Annotated in this window: 27 protein-coding genes and 1 other RNA gene; 14 read left to right on the forward strand and 14 right to left on the reverse strand. The window is 38.1% G+C overall.

The genetic code is table 11. From position 1 onward, the window contains the following. Window positions 1-1167: hypothetical protein (locus EA365_07420; GenBank protein ID TVQ45490.1), on the forward strand; the 1167-nt coding region annotated here is incomplete at its 5' end. Here EA365_07420 and EA365_07425 read toward each other — a convergent pair. The 3 genes from EA365_07425 to EA365_07435 are packed head-to-tail and all read right to left on the reverse strand — an operon-like array spanning window position 1162 to window position 3596. Further along, window positions 1162-1674, reverse strand: coding sequence for a hypothetical protein (locus EA365_07425; GenBank protein ID TVQ45491.1), 513 nt, complete (start codon window positions 1672-1674; stop codon window positions 1162-1164). The genes EA365_07420 and EA365_07425 overlap by 6 nt on opposite strands. Continuing rightward, entirely contained in the window at window positions 1675-2388 is a 714-nt protein-coding gene (locus EA365_07430) for an orotidine-5'-phosphate decarboxylase (protein TVQ45492.1), read from the reverse strand. Beyond that, window positions 2385-3596, reverse strand: a complete 1212-nt coding sequence (locus EA365_07435) for a tyrosine--tRNA ligase (protein TVQ45493.1) — start codon at window positions 3594-3596, stop codon at window positions 2385-2387. The genes EA365_07430 and EA365_07435 overlap by 4 nt, the downstream gene beginning before the upstream one ends. A 64-nt stretch (window positions 3597-3660) precedes the next feature. Between EA365_07435 and EA365_07440 the strand changes: the two genes are divergently transcribed. Continuing rightward, window positions 3661-5268 (forward strand): MBL fold metallo-hydrolase, encoded by a 1608-nt coding sequence (locus EA365_07440; GenBank protein TVQ45494.1) that lies wholly within the window; start codon window positions 3661-3663, stop codon window positions 5266-5268. A gap of 297 nt (window positions 5269-5565) precedes the next feature. Here EA365_07440 and EA365_07445 read toward each other — a convergent pair whose 3' ends face one another. Continuing rightward, window positions 5566-5991 carry a Photosystem I reaction center subunit II gene (locus tag EA365_07445; GenBank protein ID TVQ45495.1) on the reverse strand — a complete coding sequence of 142 codons (426 nt, stop codon included), beginning with the start codon at window positions 5989-5991 and terminating at the stop codon, window positions 5566-5568. 175 nt (window positions 5992-6166) lie between these two features. On the opposite strand from EA365_07445, the gene EA365_07450 reads away from it, so the two are divergent. The 4 genes from EA365_07450 to EA365_07465 are packed head-to-tail and all read left to right on the forward strand — an operon-like array spanning window position 6167 to window position 9061. Next, window positions 6167-7276 (forward strand): S-(hydroxymethyl)glutathione dehydrogenase/class III alcohol dehydrogenase, encoded by a 1110-nt coding sequence (locus EA365_07450; protein ID TVQ45496.1) that lies wholly within the window; start codon window positions 6167-6169, stop codon window positions 7274-7276. A 2-nt stretch (window positions 7277-7278) separates the two neighbouring features. Continuing rightward, on the forward strand, window positions 7279-7851 hold the full coding sequence (locus EA365_07455) for a Uma2 family endonuclease (GenBank protein TVQ45497.1): 573 nt from the start codon (window positions 7279-7281) through the stop codon (window positions 7849-7851). Next, window positions 7851-8705, forward strand: a complete 855-nt coding sequence (fghA, locus tag EA365_07460; protein ID TVQ45498.1) for an S-formylglutathione hydrolase — start codon at window positions 7851-7853, stop codon at window positions 8703-8705. Before EA365_07455 ends, fghA begins: the two co-directional genes overlap by 1 nt. After that, a complete protein-coding gene (locus tag EA365_07465) occupies window positions 8702-9061 on the forward strand; it encodes a hypothetical protein (protein TVQ45499.1) in 360 nt (119 codons plus the stop codon). The genes fghA and EA365_07465 overlap by 4 nt, the downstream gene beginning before the upstream one ends. A gap of 7 nt (window positions 9062-9068) precedes the next feature. On the opposite strand, the gene EA365_07470 is transcribed toward EA365_07465, so the two are convergent. Next, a complete protein-coding gene (locus tag EA365_07470; GenBank protein TVQ45500.1) occupies window positions 9069-10244 on the reverse strand; it encodes a coproporphyrinogen III oxidase in 1176 nt (391 codons plus the stop codon). 103 nt (window positions 10245-10347) lie between these two features. Between EA365_07470 and EA365_07475 the strand changes: the two genes are divergently transcribed. After that, window positions 10348-11430: a PIN/TRAM domain-containing protein gene (locus EA365_07475; GenBank protein TVQ45501.1), complete on the forward strand. Its 1083-nt coding sequence runs from the start codon at window positions 10348-10350 to the stop codon at window positions 11428-11430. 29 nt (window positions 11431-11459) lie between these two features. Here the strand turns inward: EA365_07475 and EA365_07480 are convergent, their stop codons facing one another. After that, entirely contained in the window at window positions 11460-12185 is a 726-nt protein-coding gene (locus EA365_07480) for a class I SAM-dependent methyltransferase (protein TVQ45502.1), read from the reverse strand. A 7-nt stretch (window positions 12186-12192) separates the two neighbouring features. After that, window positions 12193-12597, reverse strand: coding sequence for a hypothetical protein (locus EA365_07485; protein TVQ45503.1), 405 nt, complete (start codon window positions 12595-12597; stop codon window positions 12193-12195). 56 nt (window positions 12598-12653) lie between these two features. On the opposite strand from EA365_07485, the gene EA365_07490 reads away from it, so the two are divergent. Further along, complete coding sequence (locus EA365_07490) at window positions 12654-12896, forward strand: hypothetical protein (protein TVQ45504.1); 243 nt, start codon at window positions 12654-12656, stop codon at window positions 12894-12896. On the opposite strand, the gene EA365_07495 is transcribed toward EA365_07490, so the two are convergent. Then, on the reverse strand, window positions 12879-13310 hold the full coding sequence (locus EA365_07495) for a hydrogenase maturation protease (protein TVQ45505.1): 432 nt from the start codon (window positions 13308-13310) through the stop codon (window positions 12879-12881). The two genes, EA365_07490 and EA365_07495, sit on opposite strands and share 18 nt — an antisense overlap. Window positions 13311-13406: 96 nt before the next feature. Between EA365_07495 and psaK the strand changes: the two genes are divergently transcribed. From psaK to EA365_07515, 4 genes are all read left to right on the forward strand, one after another. Beyond that, complete coding sequence (psaK, locus tag EA365_07500) at window positions 13407-13661, forward strand: photosystem I reaction center subunit PsaK (protein ID TVQ45506.1); 255 nt, start codon at window positions 13407-13409, stop codon at window positions 13659-13661. 180 nt (window positions 13662-13841) lie between these two features. Beyond that, window positions 13842-14909, forward strand: coding sequence for a glucokinase (locus EA365_07505; protein TVQ45507.1), 1068 nt, complete (start codon window positions 13842-13844; stop codon window positions 14907-14909). A gap of 11 nt (window positions 14910-14920) precedes the next feature. Next, the gene (locus EA365_07510; protein TVQ45508.1) at window positions 14921-16336 is read left to right on the forward strand and encodes an MFS transporter; all 1416 of its coding nucleotides are present in this window, start codon (window positions 14921-14923) and stop codon (window positions 16334-16336) included. 79 nt (window positions 16337-16415) lie between these two features. After that, a complete protein-coding gene (locus EA365_07515) occupies window positions 16416-16841 on the forward strand; it encodes a hypothetical protein (protein ID TVQ45509.1) in 426 nt (141 codons plus the stop codon). Window positions 16842-16872: 31 nt separating this feature from the next. Here EA365_07515 and EA365_07520 read toward each other — a convergent pair whose 3' ends face one another. The 5 genes from EA365_07520 to EA365_07540 form a co-directional block, all read right to left on the reverse strand. Further along, complete coding sequence (locus EA365_07520; protein TVQ45510.1) at window positions 16873-18198, reverse strand: hypothetical protein; 1326 nt, start codon at window positions 18196-18198, stop codon at window positions 16873-16875. A 75-nt stretch (window positions 18199-18273) separates the two neighbouring features. Next, window positions 18274-18507: a thioredoxin family protein gene (locus EA365_07525; GenBank protein ID TVQ45511.1), complete on the reverse strand. Its 234-nt coding sequence runs from the start codon at window positions 18505-18507 to the stop codon at window positions 18274-18276. A gap of 126 nt (window positions 18508-18633) precedes the next feature. Then, a complete protein-coding gene (locus EA365_07530) occupies window positions 18634-19881 on the reverse strand; it encodes an MFS transporter (protein ID TVQ45512.1) in 1248 nt (415 codons plus the stop codon). Window positions 19882-19943: 62 nt separating this feature from the next. Continuing rightward, complete coding sequence (locus EA365_07535; protein ID TVQ45513.1) at window positions 19944-20480, reverse strand: hypothetical protein; 537 nt, start codon at window positions 20478-20480, stop codon at window positions 19944-19946. A 9-nt stretch (window positions 20481-20489) separates the two neighbouring features. Next, on the reverse strand, window positions 20490-21983 hold the full coding sequence (locus tag EA365_07540) for an FAD-binding oxidoreductase (protein TVQ45514.1): 1494 nt from the start codon (window positions 21981-21983) through the stop codon (window positions 20490-20492). Between the two features lie 50 nt (window positions 21984-22033). Between EA365_07540 and EA365_07545 the strand changes: the two genes are divergently transcribed. Next, a complete protein-coding gene (locus tag EA365_07545) occupies window positions 22034-22900 on the forward strand; it encodes a phospholipase (GenBank protein ID TVQ45515.1) in 867 nt (288 codons plus the stop codon). After that, window positions 22897-23826 (forward strand): tRNA epoxyqueuosine(34) reductase QueG, encoded by a 930-nt coding sequence (gene queG / locus EA365_07550; protein TVQ45516.1) that lies wholly within the window; start codon window positions 22897-22899, stop codon window positions 23824-23826. Before EA365_07545 ends, queG begins: the two co-directional genes overlap by 4 nt. Here the strand turns inward: queG and ffs are convergent. Continuing rightward, window positions 23826-23922: signal recognition particle sRNA small type (gene ffs, locus EA365_07555), an RNA gene on the reverse strand. The genes queG and ffs overlap by 1 nt on opposite strands. Window positions 23923-23979: the final 57 nt, after the last annotated feature.

A 23979-nucleotide genomic window follows, 5' to 3' on the forward strand; every position in this document is an offset into this window, starting at 1 on the left:
AATGTAGATATCGATGTTTTTCCCAATGGTGGACGTGTTGACTTAGAACTTTATCAAGATAGCAATAATAATGGAAGACTAGATAGAGATGATCAACGTATCGATAGATCTAATACCAGTGGAAATCAGTCTCTCAATAATAGATTAGCACAAGGTACTTATTTTACTCACGTAGGTTTAGGAAGACTTAATCGTGGGGAAGACGAGTTAAATTACGAGATAGAAATAGACACCAATAGCAATAATAATTCTAGACCACCTTTATTATTTGAGGAAAAAGCTACTAATTATGAAGTAGAATTCCGTCGAGGTAGTTATAGTAATGAAAGTTTTCTGATTCCTAATGAATTTGAACACGATATTTATACTTTTGAACTAACTCGCAGAACTAATGTAGATATCGATGTTTTTCCCAATGGTGGACGTGTTGACTTAGAACTTTATCAAGATAGCAATAATAATGGAAGACTAGATAGAGATGATCAACGTATCGATAGATCTAATACCAGTGGAAATCAGTCTCTCAATAATAGATTAGCACAAGGTACTTATTTTACTCACGTAGGTTTAGGAAGACTTAATCGTGGGGAAGACGAGTTAAATTACGAGATAGAAATAGACACCAATAGCAATAATAATTCTAGACCACCTTTATTATTTGAGGAAAAAGCTACTAATTATGAAGTAGAATTCCGTCGAGGTAGTTATAGTAATGAAAGTTTTCTGATTCCTAATGAATTTGAACACGATATTTACAAGATTGAACTAAATAGTAGAGAACAAATCAGAATATCTGCGCGTCCTTTTAATGGTTCAGTTACCCTAGAACTATATCAAGACGATAATAATAATGGGGTATTAGACAGAGATGACGATCTCATCGAAACCTCTGATCATCAAAGAGGTAGAGAAGTTCTCACAGATACAGTACCACGAGGTACTTACTTTGCTCATGTAGGTTTTTCTAAACTTAATAGTGGTGAAGATGAGTTAAACTATAGCATTGAAATTGAGACTAGTAGTAATAGTTCCCGAATAAGTTCTTTATCTGAGGAAATTATTAACTCTGATCAATTGGGTAGAAATAATAACAGCAATTCTTGGATTCCCATGGAATCGACAGAGGATGTTTATGGACTCAATGGTTTATCTGATAGTATTCTATAAACAAGAGGATTGATAATCCCTTAACCAGAGACGAATAGCAGAAGCGATCGCACTTTGATTACTTTCACGGGGTGGGGTGAGTAGTTGATCGGTTTGATTAGCTGAAAGTAAAAAGAAAAAATCCCACCCTTGTTGAGTTTCTACTAAAAATAACCAATGGAAACCTTGGGTTTCTACTCCTCGATTTTGTACATATATTCTCTCTAGGGTGGTAAAAAATATTTGTGTGGGTGAATCGTCAAAGACTCTAGTATATTGAAGTTGAGGTAAGGGTAAAGGTTGAAATTCTGGTTGAGATACCGCTATGATATGACGAATTTGTAGATTAGAAATATCTAAAGGTTGTCCACTGCGTATAACTCTATTGGTATAGTTGGGTAAGTCTTCTAACAGTTGTTTTGTCAGTTGGTTGATATCTTCAGTACAAATGGGTTGAGAATGACTAGGTATAGTCATGAGATTAATCCCTAATAAGATAATCATAGCCTGGATAACTGTTTTAAACATCTAGATTACCGCTAACTCAGCTTGAAGATTTTCCCACGCTATTTGAGGGTTAGTGGTTTGAGTTAAAGGACGTCCAATCACTAAATAATCAGCACCTGCTTTAATCGCTTCTGAAGGTGTTAGAGTTCTACTCTGGTCATCATTTTGACTTAATTTTGACCATTTTGGTCTTACTCCAGGACAAACCAATAAGAAGTCTTGGTTACAGCTTTCTCTAAGTTGTTGGACTTCTTGGGGTGAACAAACTACCCCATTTAAACCAGCTTCTTGACCTAAAAGCGCCATTTTTAAGACGTATTCGGGTAATTCTAGGGGTATTCCTAAATCAAAGGCTAAATCACGAGAGTTTAAGCTAGTTAACAGGGTAATTCCTAATAGTTTCGGGATAGGTTGTCTAGGATCAAAAGCTGTTTGAGCGGCTTGTAAGGCTTTTCTCCCCGCGGTAATATGGAGAGTGAGTAAATCTACTTGATAACGTTGCGCACAACGACAAGCACCAGCTATAGTATTGGGGATATCGTGTAATTTTAGGTCTAGAAAAATCCGTTTTTCTCTCTCTTTGAGTTTAGTTAGAATAACAGGACCTGTAGCGACAAAGAGTTCTAAACCTACTTTCCAGAAACTGACTTCAGGAAGAAGATCAACTAGGGCGATCGCTTCTTCTAGAGTAGGTACGTCTAAAGGTACAATAATTTTATCGAGATTATTACTCATGGTACTAAACGCACAAATTTCTTTTTACCTACTTGTAAAACGCGATCGCACAATTCCTCGGGAGTAGCAAAAGTCGTCTCTACCTGATCCAGGCGATCGCCATCTAATTTTACAGCACCTCCTTGAATTTGTCTTCTCCCTTCACCGCTACTTTGACATAATCCACTCGCACTTAACAGATAAAATAGCTTCACAGGGAATTTGACTTCAGACAGAGAATATTCCTTAATCCCTTCTGTGGAAGCGGTTTTACCTCCTAAGACTATTTCCATCGCGTTAGTTTGCGCTTGAATTGCTGCATTTTCCCCATGATATTGACTAACTATGTTCAATGCTAAAAGTTTTTGCGCTTCTCTAGGGTTATCGGGAAGATCTTCTAAGGAAAGATTGGTTAATAACTCAAAATAGTCTTTTAATAACTTATCGGGGGTTTTCTCTAATTTAGAGTACATCGAGAGAGGATCTTCGGTTAAACCTACATAATTATGGAGAGATTTAGACATTTTTTGCTCTCCATCTGTACCAACCAAGATAGGTAATAATAGACCAAATTGAGGTTTTTTACCGAAATGACGTTGTAAATCACGACCAACAGCGATATTAAATTTTTGATCAGTTCCCCCTAATTCTACATCTGCTTCTACCATTACTGAATCATAACCCTGCATCAAAGGATAGAGAAACTCGTGGAGAAAAATCGGGTTTTCTTGTTCATAACGTTGGGAAAAACCCTCTTTAGCTAGCATTTGGGAAACAGTCATAGTAGATAATAACTCTAGAATCTTTCCTAAATCTAGCTTCGATAACCACTCAGAGTTATAACGAATTTCTAACCTTTCTGGATTGTCAAAATCGAGAATTGGTTTTAACTGATTGAGATAATCTTGAGCATTTTCTTGTACTTCTGTTGGGGTTAATTGACGACGAACTTCTGATTTTCCCGTTGGATCACCAATTCTGGCGGTAAAATCCCCTATAATAACCACAGCTGTATGTCCTGCGTCTTGAAAAGCTCTCAATTTGCGAAAAGGGATACTATGACCTAAGTGTAATTGTGTTCCTGTAGGATCAATCCCTAGTTTAATCCGCAAAGGGCGATCGCTTTGTTGCAAAATGTTAACTAAATTTTCTTCGGGTTGATCGGGAAAAATCTCGACAGTTCCGCGTTTTAGCCAATTTAAGTTAAGTTGTTGTTGTTGATCTCTCATTAGTTAGGTTAACAGCAGTGTACAATATTAGCTCAAAAGGTGATAATTAACATTCTACCGATTTATGACCCTTGCCCAACATCAGCTATCTTGCTATACCTATGGTGTAGGTCATAACAGTACCGAAGGACTCTGTTTATTAATCAATTTCGGTACGTATCGTCTTTTGCTCGATTGCGGTTTAAAAACGATAGAATCATTACTCAGAGAGGATAAAACCCCCGCAGATTGGGTAATCTGTAGTCATGCTCACAGTGACCACGCTCAAGGTATATTAGCACTACATCAAGCTTATCCTGACATCCCTATTTACGCTAGTGAAGTCACAGCTAAACTCCTCCCTCTCAATTGGTTAACTTCAGAAGTTCCCCCCAATTTATGTCAGACTATCCCATGGCGATCGCCTTTGCAACTTAATCAACATCTGTCAGTAGAATTATTCCCCGCGGGACATTTACCTGGAGCATCTTGTATATTATTAAAGTATAAAACTCCTATACGTACTTATACAATCTTTTATACGGGTGATTTTTGTCTCTCCAATTTACAACTAGTAGAAGGATTATCTCTAGATACTATCAGGGGAATTAATCCCGATGTGTTAATTGTAGAAGGAACTTATGGTACTTCTCGTCATCCCCATCGACGTCAACAGGAAAAACACCTAATGGAAATTCTTAAACAAGGGATTGATAGCAATAGAAGTATTTTACTACCTGTTCCTCTATTAGGTTTAGCCCAAGAAATTCTCAAATTACTGCGATCGCATTATTTATTCACAGGGAAAGATATTGATATTTGGGTAGATCAAAGAGTAGCGATCGCTTGTAACCAATATCTGGAGATTCTCCCCTATTTACCTTCTACTGTGCAAAATTTCGCTAAACATCAACCCTTATTCTGGGATGATAGAGTATGTCCAAGAATGGGTCAATTATCTCCTCAACAGATTCCTAACCTAGGTCAAAATCCCTCAATTGTCGTCGCTTATTATCAAAGTGATTGGCTGAATTATTGTCACTCTGGTAACTGGTTAATCTTAGTTCCCCAACAACATTATACAGAAGATTTAGCCCAACTAGCAGAAACCAGAGATAACCTGAAATTAGACACTTACCTACTAGCTGAACACAGCGATAGTCGCAATACCATTCAACTAATCCATAACCTTCGACCACAGCATATCATCTTTGTCCACGGATCACCTAATTATCTAGGGGATTTAACTAGTTTAGAAGAGTTACAAAACCGTTATCAATTACACTCCCCCAATCAAAATGTTTTAGTGGATTTACCCCTAGGGGAAAAATTTATTCAACCTACCATACCCCGTCAAAACCAATACGAAGGAGAATTAAACGAAGATAACTCTCAAGTCACCATCACTCTACCCCAACAAATTACTAGCGATCCTCGTTGGTTGAGTTTCTCTGATACTGGTATCGTAGAAGCACGTTGGCAAGGAGAAGAGTTACTTATTAGGGGTGTATCTCAAAGAGAATTAGTCCAACAAAGCAATCAAGGTAAAAAACCTACTGATATCGATTGTTGCAATACTTGTTATTATTTTAGGGGTCAACGCTGTTGGAATCAAGCATCTCCCCTATATGGATTTAAGGTTACACCCGATGGTTGTTGTCCCGTCTTTGAACCAAAAATAAGCTCAAATTGATTCTAACATCTAATCAAAACACACTGGAAAGTCCACTGTCAAGAGTGGATTTTCCCGACTTAGCTTTAGTTTCAAATATATAGCACTAGGGAATAAGGGCGATCGCTTATCGAATTGTACAGTGAGAGCATGATCAAGTGGTGGAAACAAAAGCAGCAACCTTCATTCTTCCCACACTCCCCCATCTCTTCCTCCTCCCTTTTGTAGAGTTCCCTAACTCAAGTAGCGCTATAAATATTAAGGGACAAAAAAATCCCCATCCCGATCAGGAAGGGGAAGAAATTACTAATTGATTGACTACACTTCGTAGGGAGCTTTACCCGAGAACTTCAAGGTAGCAGGCTCAGGATTGTTACCAATTTTGCGCTCGATTTTACCGTTATATTCCCGTCCTTGGTTAACTTTTTCAGGGAAAACACCATCAGCGGGGTGAAGATATTGTATTTCACCATTGGGATAAACGCGATAGATTTTATAGTCTTCCATTTTGGGCTTAAATTTGGTACGTAACTGAGTACCGAGTGCTAAACATTGTTCTTTACGAGCAAAATAAAGAAGATTTTCACCTTCGTGCATAATTGCCGCCCCACCTGTAGGCATTTCAAAAACTTGCTCTTGAGAACTAGTCCAAGTGATCGCGTATTTTTCCTCTCTGTCAGCAGCAGATAATAAACCACCAGTACTACCGCCAAATTTAGGAGTTTGTCCTGTAAGTTCTGTCATAACTTTCTCTCACTGATTTTTTGTTAAGTTAAACGGTGGATAATAGCAAGCTCCACTTTAGGTTATATTACCCTTCCTTTTTCACTCTCTGATCAAAATGTCAAGAACTGTAACAATAGAGCTAGGAAAAGATGTTTTAGCCTAACATCAAGTCTAGGAGTCAATGTAAGAAAGTATGGAAGTAAAAGCAGCGATCGCCTTTGGTCCAGGACAACCCCTGAGTATCGAAACAGTACAACTAGATCCCCCCCAAGCAGGAGAAGTACTAGTAGAAATCAAAGCCACAGGAGTCTGTCATACTGACGCTTATACCTTGTCAGGAGCAGATCCAGAGGGAATCTTTCCCGCTATTTTAGGACACGAAGGAGCAGGAATAGTCGTAGAAGTTGGACCAGGGGTAACCAGTCTCAAACCTGGGGATCATGTTATTCCCCTCTATATCCCCGAATGTCGTCAATGTGAATATTGTTTAAGCTTTAAAACCAACCTTTGTCAAGCGATTCGGTTAACCCAAGGACAGGGAGTAATGCCAGATGGTACAAGCAGGTTTTCCTTAAATGGGGAGAAAATTTATCACTATATGGGGACTTCCACCTTTGCTAATTATACAGTATTGCCAGAAATAGCCCTAGCCAAAATCAACCCAGATGCACCCTTTGAGAAGGTTTGTTACATTGGTTGCGGTGTCACCACAGGAATAGGTGCGGTGATTAATACCGCGAAAGTCGAACCAGGATCTAAAGTAGTAGTCTTTGGATTAGGGGGAATTGGTTTAAACGTGATTCAAGGTGCGCGTCTGGTAGGGGCTGAAATGATTGTGGGGGTAGATATTAACTCTAGTAAACAAGAATTAGCTACTAAATTTGGTATGACTCATTTCGTTAATCCTCAAGACTTAGAGGGAGATTTAGTTAAATACCTAGTAGATTTGACCAAGGGAGGAGCTGATTATTCTTTTGAATGTATCGGTAACGTTAATGTAATGCGTCAAGCTCTAGAATGTTGTCACAAGGGTTGGGGTGTTTGCACCATTATTGGCGTTGCAGGTGCAGGAGAAGAAATCAGAACCCGTCCTTTTCAATTGGTTACAGGTAGAGTCTGGAAAGGTACAGCTTTTGGGGGTGCGCGTGGTCGAACTGACGTCCCTAAAATCGTTGATTGGTATATGATGGGTAAAATCAATATCGACGATTTGATTACTCATGTTTTGCCTTTAGAAAAAATTAACGATGCTTTTGATTTGATGCACCGTGGGGAGTCGATTCGCACCGTAGTTACTTTCTAGCAATGATCACACTTAATCTCAAACCTCTAATTGTCCTTAACCCTGAACAGTTTTATCGATTGTGCGTCGCTAATCCCGATACTAAATTAGAACTTGATGCTCAGGGAGATTTGATTATTATGTCTCCTACAGGTGGAGAAAGTGGAATACGTAACCAAAAATTAACGATGCGTTTAGGTATCTGGGCTGAGTTAAACGCTACAGGAGTTGCTTTTGATTCATCTACTATGTTTCAACTTCCTAACGGCGCATTACGCTCCCCTGATGCAGCTTGGATATTATCCTCTCGTTGGCAACTTTTGCCGAAAACTGCTAGAGAAGGTTTTCCCCGAATTTGTCCCGATTTTGTGACTGAGTTACGTAGTCAAAGTGATAATCTAACCTCGTTACAGGCAAAAATGCAAGAATATATTGATAATGGAATTAGTTTAGGTTGGTTAATTGATCCTTATAATAAACAGGTAGAAATTTATCGTCCTTCACAAGCTAAACAGGTTCTGCATAATCCTAGTGAACTCTCAGGCGAAGCTATTTTGCCTAACTTTGTTCTATCTTTAGAGGGAATTATTAACTAATGTCGTCTCAACTTAATCTAGTAAGTGAACATCTTTGTTTTGGAGGTAACCTCGCCTATTACCGTCATTATTCCCACTGCTGTAATAGTAATATGTCTTTTTCCATCTTTTTACCTCCTCAATCCCTCCAGCAAACATTACCAGTACTTTATTATCTCTCTGGTTTGACTTGTACTCCTGAAAATTTTACGGTTAAAGCCGGTGCGCAAAGATACGCCGCTGAACATGGTTTAATTATAGTTGCTCCTGATACTAGTCCTCGTGACACGGGAATACCAGGAGAAAGCGATCGCTTCGACCTTGGCTCTGGTGCTAGTTTTTATGTAGATGCTATCATCTCCCCTTGGTGTGATTATTATCAGATGTACAGTTATCTAACCCAAGAATTACCAGCAGTAATTAAAGCTAACTTCCCCATTATTCCCACAAAACAAGGTATTTTCGGACATTCTATGGGAGGACATGGCGCCTTAGTCGCCGCTTTGCGCAATCCTAATCAATATCTCTCGGTTTCAGCTTTTGCGCCTATAACTGCTCCCTCTCTTGGGGTTTGGGGAAAACAAGCTTTTACTACCTATTTGGGATCAGATCCTAGTCTCTGGGAAAATTATGACGCATCTAAATTAGTGAGCAAAAATCAACTGCCTACTACTATACTCATAGATCAGGGTACAGCTGATCAATTTTATCAAGAGCAACAATTATTACCCGAAGTATTTCAAGAAGCTTGTCAAAAAGCAGGACAAAAGTTAGAATTGCGTTTACAACCAGGATATGACCATAGTTACTTTATGGTAGCTAGTTTTATTGGCGATCATCTCCGTCATCACGCTCAAATCTTATCTTCTTTATGACTCAAAAACGCTTAATTATTGAAATGGGTATGGGAGTGGATCAACATGGACAAGATCCTACCACAGCTGCGGCTAGAGCAGTACGTAACGCGATCGCTCATAACGCTTTACCAGGAGTTTGGGAAGTCGCAGGTTTAGATCATCCCGAGCAAATGATTGTAGAAGTTAAAGTAGCTGTACCCTATGCTAATCAAGTTAGAGAAGAAGAGGTACTAGGAGTACTTCCTTTTGGTCAAAAAACCCTTACCCTGAGTGAAGGTGGTATGATCGTCGAAGGTAGAGCCATTGCTTCTCTAAATGATAAAAATGCCGATATGTTGATCGCTGTTGCTGCTGTTACTGTCATTATTCCTTAATCTTATCTTAATAGTCTAATCTGGCAAATAAACTAGCGAGGATGGTATTAGAAAATAATAAACCTTCGGGGTCTTGTAACCTCATTCTCTGATCAACAATTTCTACCCATCCTTTTTCTAAATAAGGAGAAACAGTCTCTAGGATAATCTCGCGAATCGGATTAGAGAAGGATGAGAGCTTTACTCCTTCAGTTAAGCGTAAACCCAACATCAGGGTTTCTAAAACCCGATCAGACTCTCTAAGAGGCTCTGATTCCATAGGACAATTGGACTCTAACCAGTTATAATATTCTCGGCGAGTGCGTGGACGAGTAAAACGAACCCCATTGACGTAACTAGCTGCTCCCATACCAAAAGCGTAATAAGGACGATTTTCCCAATAAACCCGATTATGACGACACTGATAACCTGGTTTAGCGTAATTAGAAATCTCATAATGTTGATAACCCGCAGTGGTAAGCATTTGTTGTGCTAGTTTATACATGGCGGCTGTGGTAGTATCGGTAGGTAAGGGTTGTTCTCCTGGTTGATAACGCTTACCAAAGACTGTAACCGGTTCTAAAACTAAATCATAACAGGAAAGATGATCAGGGTTAGCCGCGATCGCCTTAGTCAATGATTCTTCCCAATCTGCTAAAGTTTGGTTCGGTAAACCCGAAATTAAGTCTAGACTAAAGTTAAATGTTCCTATATTCTGGATTAGAGCGATCGCTTCGACAACATCCTCTAGATTATGCGATCGTCCGCAAGTTTCTAATAATTTAGCTTGAAACCCTTGTACACCTAAACTTAGACGATTAATCCCCAATTCTTGATAAGCTTGTAGCTTAGCTAAATCAAAAGTACCAGGATCTATTTCTAGGGAAATTTCCGCACCTTGAGCTATGCCCAATTTTTGGTTTAATTTTGTTAAGATATATTCTAGATTGTAAATCGATAGTAAAGAGGGAGTCCCTCCACCAAAAAAAACCGTAGTTAGGGGTTTATCTCCAACATCAAGAAAATTTATTTCTTTACCTATAGCTTCTACATATTCTCGAATCATCTCTGACTCGTCAGGTAAAGCTTTTACTCCCACAACCGAGATGGGGAAATCACAATAATAACAACGACGACGACAAAAAGGGATATGTATATAAGCTGCTTGAGGAATCTCTAAAGCTAAACATGATTCATTAATCATACATTCTTGGTGTTAATTTCCCTAACCATGTTCAATTATAATAGAGACAATCAGAAGACTCAGACAAGTTTTTTAGCAACCATATAACTATTGGATGGCAAATATGCTAGACGCAATCATTATTATTCTCTTTATCATAGCAGGAGGCGGTGTCGGTTTTGACAGCGTTAAATTACTTCCTGACTCAGTTTTAGCAGAAGTTTCTAATCTTGAAGCACTTCGTTTAGTAACGGCGGGCTTTGCTGCTATGATTGGTTTAGGAGTAGGTTTAGTCGCGCAAACCAGTTACCGTCGTCTTGAAGCCCAGATACGCCACACACCCATTGAGGTAATTTTAACTCGCGCTGTAGGGTTAGTCATCGGTTTACTGTTAGCCAACTTAATGTTAGCGCCTATTTTTCTACTCCCCATACCCCAAGAATTCGCTTTTATTAAACCCTTAATGGCGATTTTAGGTAGCGTTATGTTCGCTTTCTTGGGAATTAGTCTAGCGGATACTCATGGTCGCGCTTTTTTAAGGATTATTAACCCTAATAGCATGCAATCAATTCTAGTATCTGAGGGAACTCTTGAACCTGCTACCTCTAAAGTACTAGATACTAGCTGCATAATTGATGGACGTATCGAACAGTTATTCAACACAGGGTTTCTCGAAGGACAAATAATTATACCTCAATTTGTTCTCCAAGAGTTACAACAACTCGCTGACGCCAATAACGATCAAAAACGAGTCAGAGGGAGAAGAGGTTTAGATATCCTCAATCGTATCCAAGACGCTTTCCCGCAACAAATTATTATCAACCCTGTAGATTATGATGACATTGCTACTGTCGATGCTAAGTTAGTACACCTAGCCTTAGAAATCAACGGTACTTTACTGACTAACGATTATAATCTCAGTAAGGTTGCCAATCTGCAAAAGGTGCAAATTCTCAATATTAATGATTTAGCCCAAGCGATGCGACCTATTTATTTACCAGGAGATCCCATCGACATTAAAATCATTAAACAAGGGAAAGAACCCACTCAGGGGATTGGTTACCTAGAAGATGGTACAATGGTAGTAGTTGAGGAGGGACGCAACTACGTTGGTGCAGAAGCTAGAGTAATCGTTACTTCAGCGTTACAAACTTCGGCAGGACGGATGATTTTTGCTAAACCTCAAACTTCTGTTACAGCTTCTTAAAGTAAGTGGGGTAATACCCCCACTACTGGTTAAATCCAACCACCAAAGACAGCTAAACCAAAGTATTTCCAAGGTACAGCGGTTACTTTAAAACCAGCGCAATCTAGTAAACTAAAATGGGTGGCTAAGGTGGCTAAGCGATCTTGTCCTGAATAACCATAGGGTTGAGTTTGTCCTAGTTTACCTCTAACTTCTTCCCTATTGATACCCTGTTGTTGAGTCCAATTGGTTCTCATTGTTTCATAGATGTCAACTAATACAGGGGATTCTTGTAAAATAGGATCGCCATTCCAAAAACACCCTCCTGGTTGGAGATGTTTACCGATACAATTAAATAATTGTTGTTTCATTTCATCACTAAGATGATGGATAGCTAAAGAGGAGACACAAGCGTTAAAATCAGTCCCAATATTTGACTCAAGTTTACCATCAGCCCACTCCCCAAAATCAGCTTGTAAGACTTGACAACGATCTCGATAGCCATTAGCGGTAATTTTAGCTTGAGTAGTAGCTACCATTCGCGGTGAATAATCCAAGGTAATTAATTTGGCGTTAGGACATCTTTGCAATAGTTTTAAAGTTAATTCACCTGTACCACACCCTAATTCTAATAAGTGGTTAGCTTCAGAGGGTACACAAAGACTAATAACTTCTAACATCTCATCGTAACGAGGTATTAATTGACGAATACCTAAATCAAAGTCAGCATTATTAGCAAAAACTTCACCTGGAAAAATTTTCTGTTGTTGATTCATAATTTCATTACAACCTTACTTGTAGAGTTATTTGTTCAGGATCATTAACGATAATTTGAGGTCTATTTCTATAAGTACTAATTGTACCATAAACTTGAATAAAGTTACCCTCATATTCCTTTATATTTTCTAGAGAATTAAATTTAGGAAAATCTGAACTAAAAATGACAACATTAAAAGCTTTTTTATAATCAATATTACCCACATTGATAAAGACAACTTTACCATCAGGATCGATATAGGTACTAGAGATGATTCCCGAAATAGTAGCCTCACAATCTTTATATCGCTTAATTTCCTCTATATTTTCGGCTTTTAGAGTTAAATTGGAGGGACAATCAGGAGAAATCAGCTCACAGCTCGATATAATTATCATAATTATGATCTGAGCTAAGATATTGATTATTTTCATATTAAGGTTAAGTTACGCTAAAATTTGCTTAGAGTTAACTTCTATTCTAAAAATTTATGGTTAATAATGATCCCAATAAAGATAACTTTCTCTATCCTATCCGTAATTACAAAGGTGAATTTACTCCCGAAAATCTGATTTTGAACGCTAATCTTCAGGAATTTGCGCAAAAAGTTGGCTTTATCTGTGGTTTAGAAGTTAATGGTAAAATTTCTCCGATAGAAGCTTTTGAGAGAATTAAGATTCTCTGGGATAAATTGCAAGAATCCAAGGAAAATCTATTAGAAGGAGATGAGTAGTTTTTCGATTTCTCTTAAAGCTTCTGTCATACCATGTTGGGTAAGATTAGATAATTCTTCACCAAAGGCAAAATTAACCCCGGGTACCAAAATCCAATAAGCTTCGGGAACATAATTATAGAGAATTTGACTATAAGATAATAAAGTATAGGGATTACTACTATGTCCTAGAGTATCTAGTATAGCTACATCTGGGACTATTTTTTTTACTTCTACTGTTGTCTTGTCTATGGCAACATCCACAAAGATAACTAACGAGGCTATCGCTATCTCCGTAACTAATTCGGGAGTTAATTGATGAACACTAAGCGATCGCACTTCGGGTAATTGCCAATCAGCGACAACAGCTGCGATTTTTTGTCCTACAGCGTCATCACTTCTTAAAGTATTACCATAACCGATTATTAAACGCATTCACAATGTTAAATATTAAAACAATTTTGTTTTTTATTCACAACAAATCTTTATAATGCACAAAGATTCATAAACACAGTTTAGCAAGAAACAGACATGATGATCGCAGCTATTCCCCAAACCGTCGAATGGAATTTTTCCGTTGCGCTGGTGATGATTTTAACTAATGCTTTTGCTATCGCTATTGGTCGTTTTGCGATTAAACGTCCTGGGGTTGGTCCTGATTTACCCGTGACTAAACCTGGTTTGTGGCGTAATTTTGGTCTTCCTGAGTTATTAGCTACCGTCAGCTTTGGTCATATCCTTGGTACAGGTATGATTTTAGGACTCGCTAACGCAGGTCTGCTTTAAGAGAACTTACCATAATTGCCCCCTTGGGGGCATTAATTTTAACAAAAAGTTAATAAAGTTATATTAATTTTTATTAAGAAAATCGTGAAAAACTGCTTAAAAAATTAAAAGTAGAGAAGTAAGAATAGCTTAAAATAAAAAAGAAAAGAAAAATGTCATCAAAAGTACAAATCAAATCAAATGACAACTATTTTAGCTGGAGATATCGGAGGTACAAATACACGATTAAGATTGGTTGAAGGAACAACAACTAATGGTAAATGTACAAAATCCTCACTAACAACTTTAGCTGAGGAAGATTACCCTAGTCAATCATTCTCAGATTTAGTACCAATCATCAAGAAATTTATTACAGGAGTAGAAAAAGAAACAAAAACGACTATCAAAGTAGTCAACGCCTGTATAGGTATAGCAGGACCAGTAGTTAATAATACCTCAGAATTAACCAACCTAAGTTGGGTTTTAAGTGGCGATCGCCTAGAAAAAGAACTAGGTATAAACAAGGTAGAATTAATCAACGATTTTAAAGCCATAGGTTATGGTATTCTAGGCTTAGAAGCAGAAGACTTTTATCAAATCCAAGCCGCCCCTCAAGATCCTCAAGCCCCTATAGCCGTATTAGGAGCAGGAACAGGTTTAGGGGAAGGTTTCTTAATACCCGATCAAAATGGCAATTATCGTGTCTTTGGGAGTGAAGGATCACACGCCGATTTTCCCCCGCGATCTAGTCTAGAATTTCAACTATTAAACTATATCAAAGAAAAATACGGACTAGAGAGAGTTTCCGTAGAAAGAGTAGTCTCAGGTCAAGGTATAACCATAATTTACCAGTTTTTACGAGACCAAAATCGAGAACTAGAGTCACCAAAACTAGCCAAGATTTATAAAAATTGGGAACAAGAACTAGGAAAAGACGATAAAACCGTAGATTTAGCAGCAGAAATATCACAAGCAGCTCAAACTAAAAGCGACTATCTCTGTCAGCAAACCATGAAAATATTTATGGAAGCTTATGGAGCCGAAGCAGGTAACTTAGCTTTAAAACTATTATCCTACGGTGGCTTATATCTAGCAGGAGGAATCACGGGTAAAAATCTGGATTTGATTACTCAAGGAGACTTTTTAAAGGCATTTCACCTCAAAGGTCGTTTAAGTTCACTCATGAGCAAAATACCCATCTACGCCGTAGTTAACTCTAGAGTAGGACTGATTGGAGCATCTTTACGCGCTTTACAACTTGGAAATTAGGAAATAAACAGATGAGCGATTCAGCAAAACATTTACCTCAATCGGGTTCAAGTAATTTGACCTTTATTGTCTTGATTGCAGGTACAGCAGCTCTAGGAGGCTTTTTATTCGGATTTGATACCGCAGTCATTAACGGTGCAGTAGCTGCTTTACAGAATCACTTTCAAAGTAACCCTTTATTAACAGGGTTATCGGTATCCCTAGCTTTAATCGGTTCAGCTGTAGGAGCGTTAATCGCAGGTTCTCTAGCCGATCGCTTTGGACGTGTGAAAATAATGGTTCTAGCAGCCACGATGTTTCTAGTGAGTGCTCTAGGTTCAGGTTTACCCTTGACAATCTGGGATTTTATCTTCTGGAGAGTTTTAGGAGGTGTAGGAGTAGGTGTAGCTAGTGTGATTGCTCCTGCTTATATCGCTGAGGTAGCACCTGCTAAATTACGAGGACGTTTAGGCTCTCTACAACAATTGGCGATCGTGGTGGGGATTTTTGTCGCCCTGTTGAGTAACTTTGTCATCGCTTCTTTAGCTGGTTCAGCCCAAAACCCCTGGTTATTCAATCTCACCGCTTGGCGCTGGATGTTTTGGTCAGAAATGATTCCTGCTGCCATTTATGGTATAGCTGCTCTGCGTATTCCTGAATCACCCCGTTATTTAATCGCCCAAGGGAGAGATCAAGAAGCAGCTGCTGTATTACAAAAGATAGAAGGTGCAAACGCTTGGGATACCGTTGCTAAAATTAAAGAGACCATATCTCAAGAACATAAACCTAGTTTCGGCGATCTCATCGTGAGAAACAATCTCTTACCAATCGTTTGGCTGGGTATTGGTTTATCAGTCTTACAACAATTTGTGGGTATTAACGTCATTTTCTACTACAGTAGCATTCTCTGGCGCGCTGTTGGCTTCAGTGAAAGTAACTCACTCTTGATTACCGTGATTACTGGTTTAGTCAATATTATCACTACCTTAATCGCGATCGCTACTATTGACCGTTTTGGACGTAAACCCTTGTTATTATTGGGTTCAATTGGGATGTTTTTCACCCTAGGTACTTTAGCGACAGTTTTTGCTAATGCACCAATCAATCCCGCTACCGGTGAGCCTAGTTTAACTGGTGCAGGTGGAATAGTAGCCCTTTTAGCTGCTAATCTTTACGTCTTTTGTTTCGGTTTCTCTTGGGGTCCTGTGGTTTGGGTGTTACTAGGGGAAATGTTTAATAATAAAATCAGAGCCGCTGCTTTGTCTGTAGCTGCAGGTATGCAGTGGGTTGCTAATTTTGTCGTTTCTACCACTTTCCCACCTCTGTTAAAAACTTTAGGATTAGGAGCAGCTTATGGGTTATATACAACCGCTGCTGCTATTTCTATTTTCTTTGTGCTATTTTTAGTCAAGGAGACTAAGGGTAAGACTCTCGAACAAATGCAGTAACTTTAGTCAAGAATCCCTGGGTTAAAAACTTAGGGGTTTTTAGCTTAAGATTAGAGCAAATCTATTTTTACTCAATCTTATGGACGTAACTAACAATACTAAAGAACTCATCGTTAAAATGCAATCCCTGAAGTTGAAATATACTGATTTAGCCTCTCAAACCTTTATTGATTTTTATTGTCAGTGTAAACAGGGTTGTGATTATTTATTCCCTGATTCGGTTAAATCCTCTGTCACTATCTTACATATACTAGAATGGTTTCTCTTATCCGTAGAAAAGCGATCGCCCTATCTTCTGATTGAATTAATGTGGAAAGATATTATCGGTCCTACCTTAGCAGAATATCAAGAAGACGAAAAAATTGAGGAGAATCTAACTACTTTATTTACTCAACCAGAGTTAGCAGAAGCTGTGCAAAATTGGGATAGAAAACCTCGTCCCGATGGTGGTGTTACCTTGACTTTAAGGGAATTACTGCAAGATATGACCGACTTGGAACAATAAAAAAGTTAAAAAGTCATGGTTTTTCCTCTTATTATAATCCCAAAGATCCATAAATCCAACCCGTAAAAGTTGCCATCAACACCACTAAACCAACAAAATAAGCTGTTTTTTTTAGACCAATAACGCTTTTAATTACTAACATATTGGGTAAAGATAAAGCAGGTCCTGCTAATAGTAAAGCCAATGCAGGTCCTGAACCCATACCATTACCAATTAAACCTTGTAAAATAGGTACTTCCGTTAGGGTAGCAAAGTACATAAAAGCTCCCGCAAAAGCAGCGAAAAAATTAGCAAAAAGGGAATTACCACCCACAGCATTAGCAATCCAGACTGAAGGAATTAAAGCCTCATGTCCTGGTCTTCCTAATAATAATCCCGCCACTAATACCCCTAATAATAACAAAGGAAAAATCTGTTTAGCAAAATCCCAAGAAGCCTCAAACCATTCTCTAGGCTCTCCTTTTGTAGTCATCGTTAACCAAGATAAGCCGACAATTCCCATACCAAAAGGGATTAACGGTTGAGTAGGAAAACGCCAAGCTAAAACTCCAACAACTCCAACTATTAATAACATTTTTGAGGGTTTAATTTCTAACCATAAAACTAGCATTATTGCTAAGAGTAAAGAAGCTAAACCAGTTAATAACCATTTCCAGCTATAAATAGTAAACCAAATCCCCACAGAAGCATCTGGTTTAGCCCAATTAGCTAAGACCAAAATTATCACCATTGCTCCACAAATCAGGGCATTTTGCCATAAAGGACGATTTACCTCTATTTCTTCAGTATTTTGTAGTGCTTCGATTTTTTCTAACTCTTCTTTGCGGAAAATAAAAGCCATGATTAAACCGATAATTACACTAAAAATAATCGCGCCAATTGCTCTAGCGATTCCTAGTTTAATACCTAAAATTTTAGCTGTTAAAATAATCGCTAAAATATTAATCGCCGGACCAGAATAAAGAAAAGCGATCGCCGGACCTAATCCCGCTCCCATTCTATATATTCCCGCAAATAAAGGTAAAACTGTACAAGAGCAAACCGCTAAAATTGTTCCAGAAATAGAGGCAACACCATAAGCTAAAATAGGATTAGCTTTAGCTCCTAAATATTTTAAGACCGAATCTTGGGAAATAAAAACACCTATTGCTCCTGCTATAAAAAAAGCGGGAATTAAACATAGTAAAACGTGTTCTTGGGCGTACCAACGTACTAAATAAAGGGCTTCCCAAACCGCATTTGTTAGCCGTTGATTATTTTGGATTGCTTCCACAGGTAGGTAAAAACAAATCAAAAAAGTTACGATTATTAGTAATAATGCTTTACCTTCTTCTTTCCAAAAAATAGAAGTTTTCATCATCTTGTCCTCAATTTATCAAAAATAGCTATTATGAGGGCAAAAATTGCCCCCTAGGGTTGAGTTTAAATGTTTTTAAGTAGTTAATAACTCTTGAATCTCTTCGGAATTTAGCACTTTACCTTGACTGACTACTTTACCATCAATAGTTAGAGCGGGGGTTTTCATTATTCCTCGTTTGACAATTTCCATCGTGTCAGTAATGTGGTCAACTTCAGCTACTAAATTAGCCTTTTGCAAAGCTTCTTTAGCATTGGCTTCTAATTCGTGACATTTTTTACAACCTATACCGAGAATCTCTACTTTCATCTCTAGTTTCCTTGAAAAGTTAACGATGTTCTGATTTTGATTCTAAACCCTATATTAGAGTATAAGGTCAATATACTTAAGCATGAAATTATTAGTAGTTTAAGCAATCGTTTACTGGTAAGGATGTCAAGAGGGTAGATCCTTTTTTAGAGCAGGAGCAAGATTAAATTGAGCAACGATAATGCCAATGATAGCTAAAATAATCGTAGGGTAAAAAGCATAAGTATAACTACCAAAGAAATCACGAATGCGACCAGCGATTACAGTCCCAAATAAAGCACCTACACCATAAGCTGTAAAGATTAACCCATAATTTTTAGCATAGTCATCGGGATTAAATAAACTGATAGTTGCAGTAGGAGCGATCGCCAGCCATCCTCCTAAAGACATCCAAAATAAACTAAAAGCGACTAAATAAGTCAAGTTTTGACCTTCTTGAGCGTTGAGCATCAAAATCGAAGCGATTAAGACTAAAGTATAAGCGATAATCGCCGCTCCCTTGGGTTTGAGTCTATCTGTTAACCAACCAAATAGAGGTCTTCCTAAACCATTGAAAATTGCGAATAAAGACACAGCAAAAGCCGCTGTATTTTGATCAAGTTTAATGATTTCTTGAGCAACAGGGCTAGAAATACCAATAGCTGATAAACCAGCAAACGTACCTAAAGCATAACAAAACCAGAGAATATAAAATACCCGAAAATGCCAAGCTTGTTTTGGTGTTGTTGTGTTTGTATTGCTAGTTAGAGGAGGATTCCAGCCTTGGGGTTGCCAACCAGTCGGAGGTAGTCTTAAAGTAGTAGATATGGCTACTATGATGATTATAAAACTCACTCCTAGGATAATAAAAGTAGGCAGAAGACCAAAAGTAGCGATCGCCTTAGTAGAAAGAGGAGCAGTTACCAGAGGAGAAAGTCCAAACCCAATCACCGTCAAACCTACAGCCAATCCCTTACGCTCAGGAAACCATTTAGCCGAAACCGCTAGGGGAACTCCATAAGCAATACCCACACCAGCTCCACCAATCACCCCATAGGTTATAGTCAACATCAGCAAGTTATTAGTAAAACCAGAGAGAATATAGCCAATACCCATAACTATTCCTCCTAGTGCAGCGATTTTAGTTGGTCCAAACTTTTGAATATAAAACCCTGCTACAGGCATTAACATAGAGTATAAAACTAAAAATACCGTAAAAGGTAAAAGACTCTCTGTGGCGCTGATTTGAAATAAATCCTCTAGGGGTTTACGAAAGATACTCCAAGAGTAAACCGTGCCCAAACACAGTAGTAACAGTAGTCCTAGTACAACATAGAACCATCTACCCTTTTCGGCAGGTTGTCCAAAAACTCGTAAAGATTTAGGGTTGTGCATAAGTTCATTTACTCAACTACTCTTTAACCTTAATCTAGAACAAGGATTAGAGTAGTTCAGGTTTAGATATTTTTAATCATTTTTTCAGGGCGCACCCAATGATCAAATTCAGCCTCGGTAAGAAAACCTAACTCTATTCCTGCTTGTTTGAGGGTTTTACCCTCCTGATAGGCTTTTTTGGCGATTTGAGCCGAGCGATCGTAACCAATATGGGGATTAAGGGCTGTTACTAACATCAGGGAATTATTGAGAAATTCGTTAATTTTGGTCTCATTAACCTCAATTCCTACTACTAGATAATCAGTAAAACATCTACAAGCATCTCGTAATAATTCCACAGAGTGTAAAAAGTTGTGGATAATTACGGGTTTAAAGACGTTTAGTTCAAAATTACCCTGACTCGCTGCTACGCAGTACGCCTCTGCTGCTTTGACGGCAAAATCTGGATGAGAATTTAAGCCCGTACCCACCGACGTAATACTTAAAGTTAACTCGTATAATTCTGGTAAACTCTGTTCAATTCTAGCGATACCGCAGGGATCGCTTGGTACAGCTATTGCTCCCCTACTGTCATATTCTTGACGTGTGAAGTTGCTCATTTTGACTCCTTATGCAATAATTCCGTATTTACCTGGGGCGATAATTCCTTGACTATCTACTCCTGCTTTAATCTGTTGTAGAAAAGCGAGTTTTTCTGGAGGAATTCCTGTATATTCGGGTAAAATTGCTTGTCTATACAGACTTAATCCTTGTCTTGCTACCATTTTTAAAACCTCTCCATAGACATTATGGGCTTTTTGCAGGGATTCTTTCTCTAAACGAGAGTAAAATATGGTGATGATTCCTACTAGAGATTGAGGTTCAAATAAAGATAGAGTCACAGGTAATTCTAATTTAGCTTCATTAAAAATTATCTCTAACTCTCGATAAAAATTGTTAATTACCTCTGGTTTATTAGGTATAAGTACTCCCACCCAAATAATACCCGTTGCTTCGATGCTTTGATAACGCCAACGGACATTTTCCCAAGGTTTAGCGATTGGGTAACCAGATTGCAACTTGATTAATTGTTCTACTCCCGCTAATTTATCTTCTAATCCAGGGCTAAAGGGTGCAATAAAACGACGTAATAACCTAATTTTCCCTTCATCCATTAAGGTAATTTTGGCTAATTTACCGATGGTTTTCTGGATTTTACGACGATAGACCTTAATCATATCGCGATCGCCTATAAGTGCACCAAATCCCGTCCAATAATCTTGAGAGGGAATATCTGTTTCGCTAATTAAATCTTTGGCTAATAAAGAAGCATATCTCGGGTTTTCCAAAGATACAGAAGACATAAATATACGCATAGGGTTACCAAAGTGAATGATATTTTTCACTTCCCCATTAATTTTTAAGCTTTTTAACCCTGTTAAGACTTCAGGGAGTGTCTCTTTCCCTTTAACTTGAATAATTAATCCTAGTAAACATTCTGGTTGAGGAAATAACCTCAGTTTACCAGATAAAACAATGCCAAAATTACCCTGGACAAACAAAGGTGTTAAAGATGGACCAATGGCAAAAGGATGACCAGTATAAATAATTTCACCATTGGCTAAAACTACCTCTAGATCAAAAATAGCGTATCTTTTCGCTCCATAGGGAGAATAACCAATTCCTCCATCGAGAGCATTACCTAGTACACTAGCTAATGGCCCTGCTCCTGTAGAATCCATTAAATATGGTTTATCTTGGAGAAACAAGTACAATTGTTCTTGAGTTACTCCTGTTTCAATTCTGACTTCTCCTAATTCTGCGTCATAATCGCCAATTTGCTTAAAATAAGCTAAATCTACTACTACCTGTTCTTGATTGCAGGGAAAGTTAAAACCATAACCCAAATTGCGACCACGTGAGATAGGATAGAGACTAAAATTATGACTGTGAGCTAACCTAACTAATAGTTGTACTTGTTCTCTACTTGTTGGAGATGCTTGTAAGAAGCTTTGAAAAGGTAGTCCTATTTCTGAGATAGCTTCGACAATTTTTGTTTCTATGCCTTCATGTTGAATTATTTCTTGAATAAAATTTATTTGAGTTTTTTTTTCTGTTTCCATGTCCAAAAATAGTAAAATGTTATCCTTAAAATTAACCTGTTTTTAATCTTATGTGGCTAAAATATCTAATCATTCTGCTTAGTATAGTTTATCTTATCTATATTTTGTTGTGTCTAGCTCTGTTTCGTTGGCAAAATCGCTTGATTTTCCTTCCTACAGCTATGATTGAAGCAACACCAGCTGAATTAGGTTTACCCTATGAGGATATCTGGTTATCTGCTACTAATCAACAGGGAGAAACCGAAAAGATTCACGCTTGGTGGTTACCTAATGAGTCTAGTAAGGATGTTTTATTATATCTCCATGGCAATGGTTCTAATATTAGTGGTAATCTAGACTTAGCTGTCAAATTTTATAATTTAGGGTTTTCGATCTTATTACTTGATTATCGCCGTTATGGTTTAAGTCAAGGTAATTTTCCTAGAGAAGCTACCGTTTATCAAGATGCACAAATAGCCTGGGATTATTTAGTTAAAGATAGAGGGTTACAACCGGGACAAATCTTTGTTTATGGACATTCTTTAGGAGGGGCGATCGCCATTGATTTAGGTGTACGTCAACCCCAAATGGCGGGATTAATCAGCGAAAGTTCTTTTACTTCTATACTAGAAGTGGCTAATTATCATGGTGGTTTATATAGTTTCTTTCCTACTCGAATTTTGATTAATCAGCGTTTTGATTCTCTTAGTAAAGTCCCCTTACTGAAAATGCCTCTCTTATTTATCCATGGTAGTAATGATAACCTGATACCTGTAGAGATGAGTAAAAAGTTATACGCTATCGCTAACCCACCCAAACAGTTATTAATTGTACCAGGAGCAGGTCATAATGATGTTAGTAGGGTAGGAGATACCAAATATTGGCAAGCAATTAAAGACTTTAAACAATTAGCCCGTAAATCAGCTTTAACCTCATGACTTACCCCAATGCTGAACAAATAAAGGCTAAAATTCTCTCAGTAGGGTTTCACCAAGTGGGGATAGCGACAGTAGATGATCTTAATACTGAAGCTATCTTTCACCTGGAGACTTGGTTAAATTTAGGGTATCATGGCGATCTAACTTGGATGAGTAATCCCAAACGTCAAGATATTCGCGCCTGTTTCCCTGAAGTACAATCAGTTATCTGTGTTGTCTTAAATTATTATACCCCCTTTGAACATCCCGAAGGAGCAGAATACGCTAAAATCTCTCGTTATGCTTGGGGGAGAGACTATCATAAAGTTCTTAGTAAGAAATTAAAACAAATATCTTCTTGGTTATCAAGTCAAGGAGAAGATATTAAAACTCGCTATTATGTAGATACAGGACCAATATTAGAGAAAGTCTGGTCACAACAAGCCGGTTTAGGATGGATAGCTAAAAATGGCAATTTAATTACTAGAAATTATGGCAGTTGGGTATTTTTAGGAGAAATTTTAGTTAATATTCCCTTAGAAGCAGATCAACCCCATACTCAACATTGTGGAAGTTGTACCCGTTGTCTAGAAGCTTGTCCTACTCAAGCGATTACTCAACCTTTTGTGGTGGATGCTAATCTCTGTTTAGCTTATCATACCATCGAAAATCGTGCACCAGAATTACCTACAACCATCGCCGAAAATTTACAAGGTTGGGTAGCGGGTTGTGATATTTGTCAAGATGTTTGTCCTTGGAATCAAAGATTTGCTAAAGTAACGGATTGTGAAGATTTTTTTCCCTATCCTGAAAATATAGCGCCAAAACTAACCGAATTAGCCGAGATTACTGAGACAGAATGGGACGATCGCTTTAGAAGTTCTTCGTTACGCAGAATTAAACCAGATATGCTTAGACGTAACGCTAAAGCTAATCTCAAACAATAAAAGACCCGGATTCCACGCGTATCATAAGCATCCCGTATTGCTGCTACCTTCCGGTCCTGACAAGGTTTAGGCGTTACAATCCCATGGGTCCAGGTCACTTATCATTATAACAGCAAATTTATCTAATTGCACTATTAAGATAGAAAAAGAGAG

This window comes from Gloeocapsa sp. DLM2.Bin57, assembly GCA_007693955.1.
In the GTDB taxonomy this organism is placed as follows: domain Bacteria; phylum Cyanobacteriota; class Cyanobacteriia; order Cyanobacteriales; family Gloeocapsaceae; genus Gloeocapsa.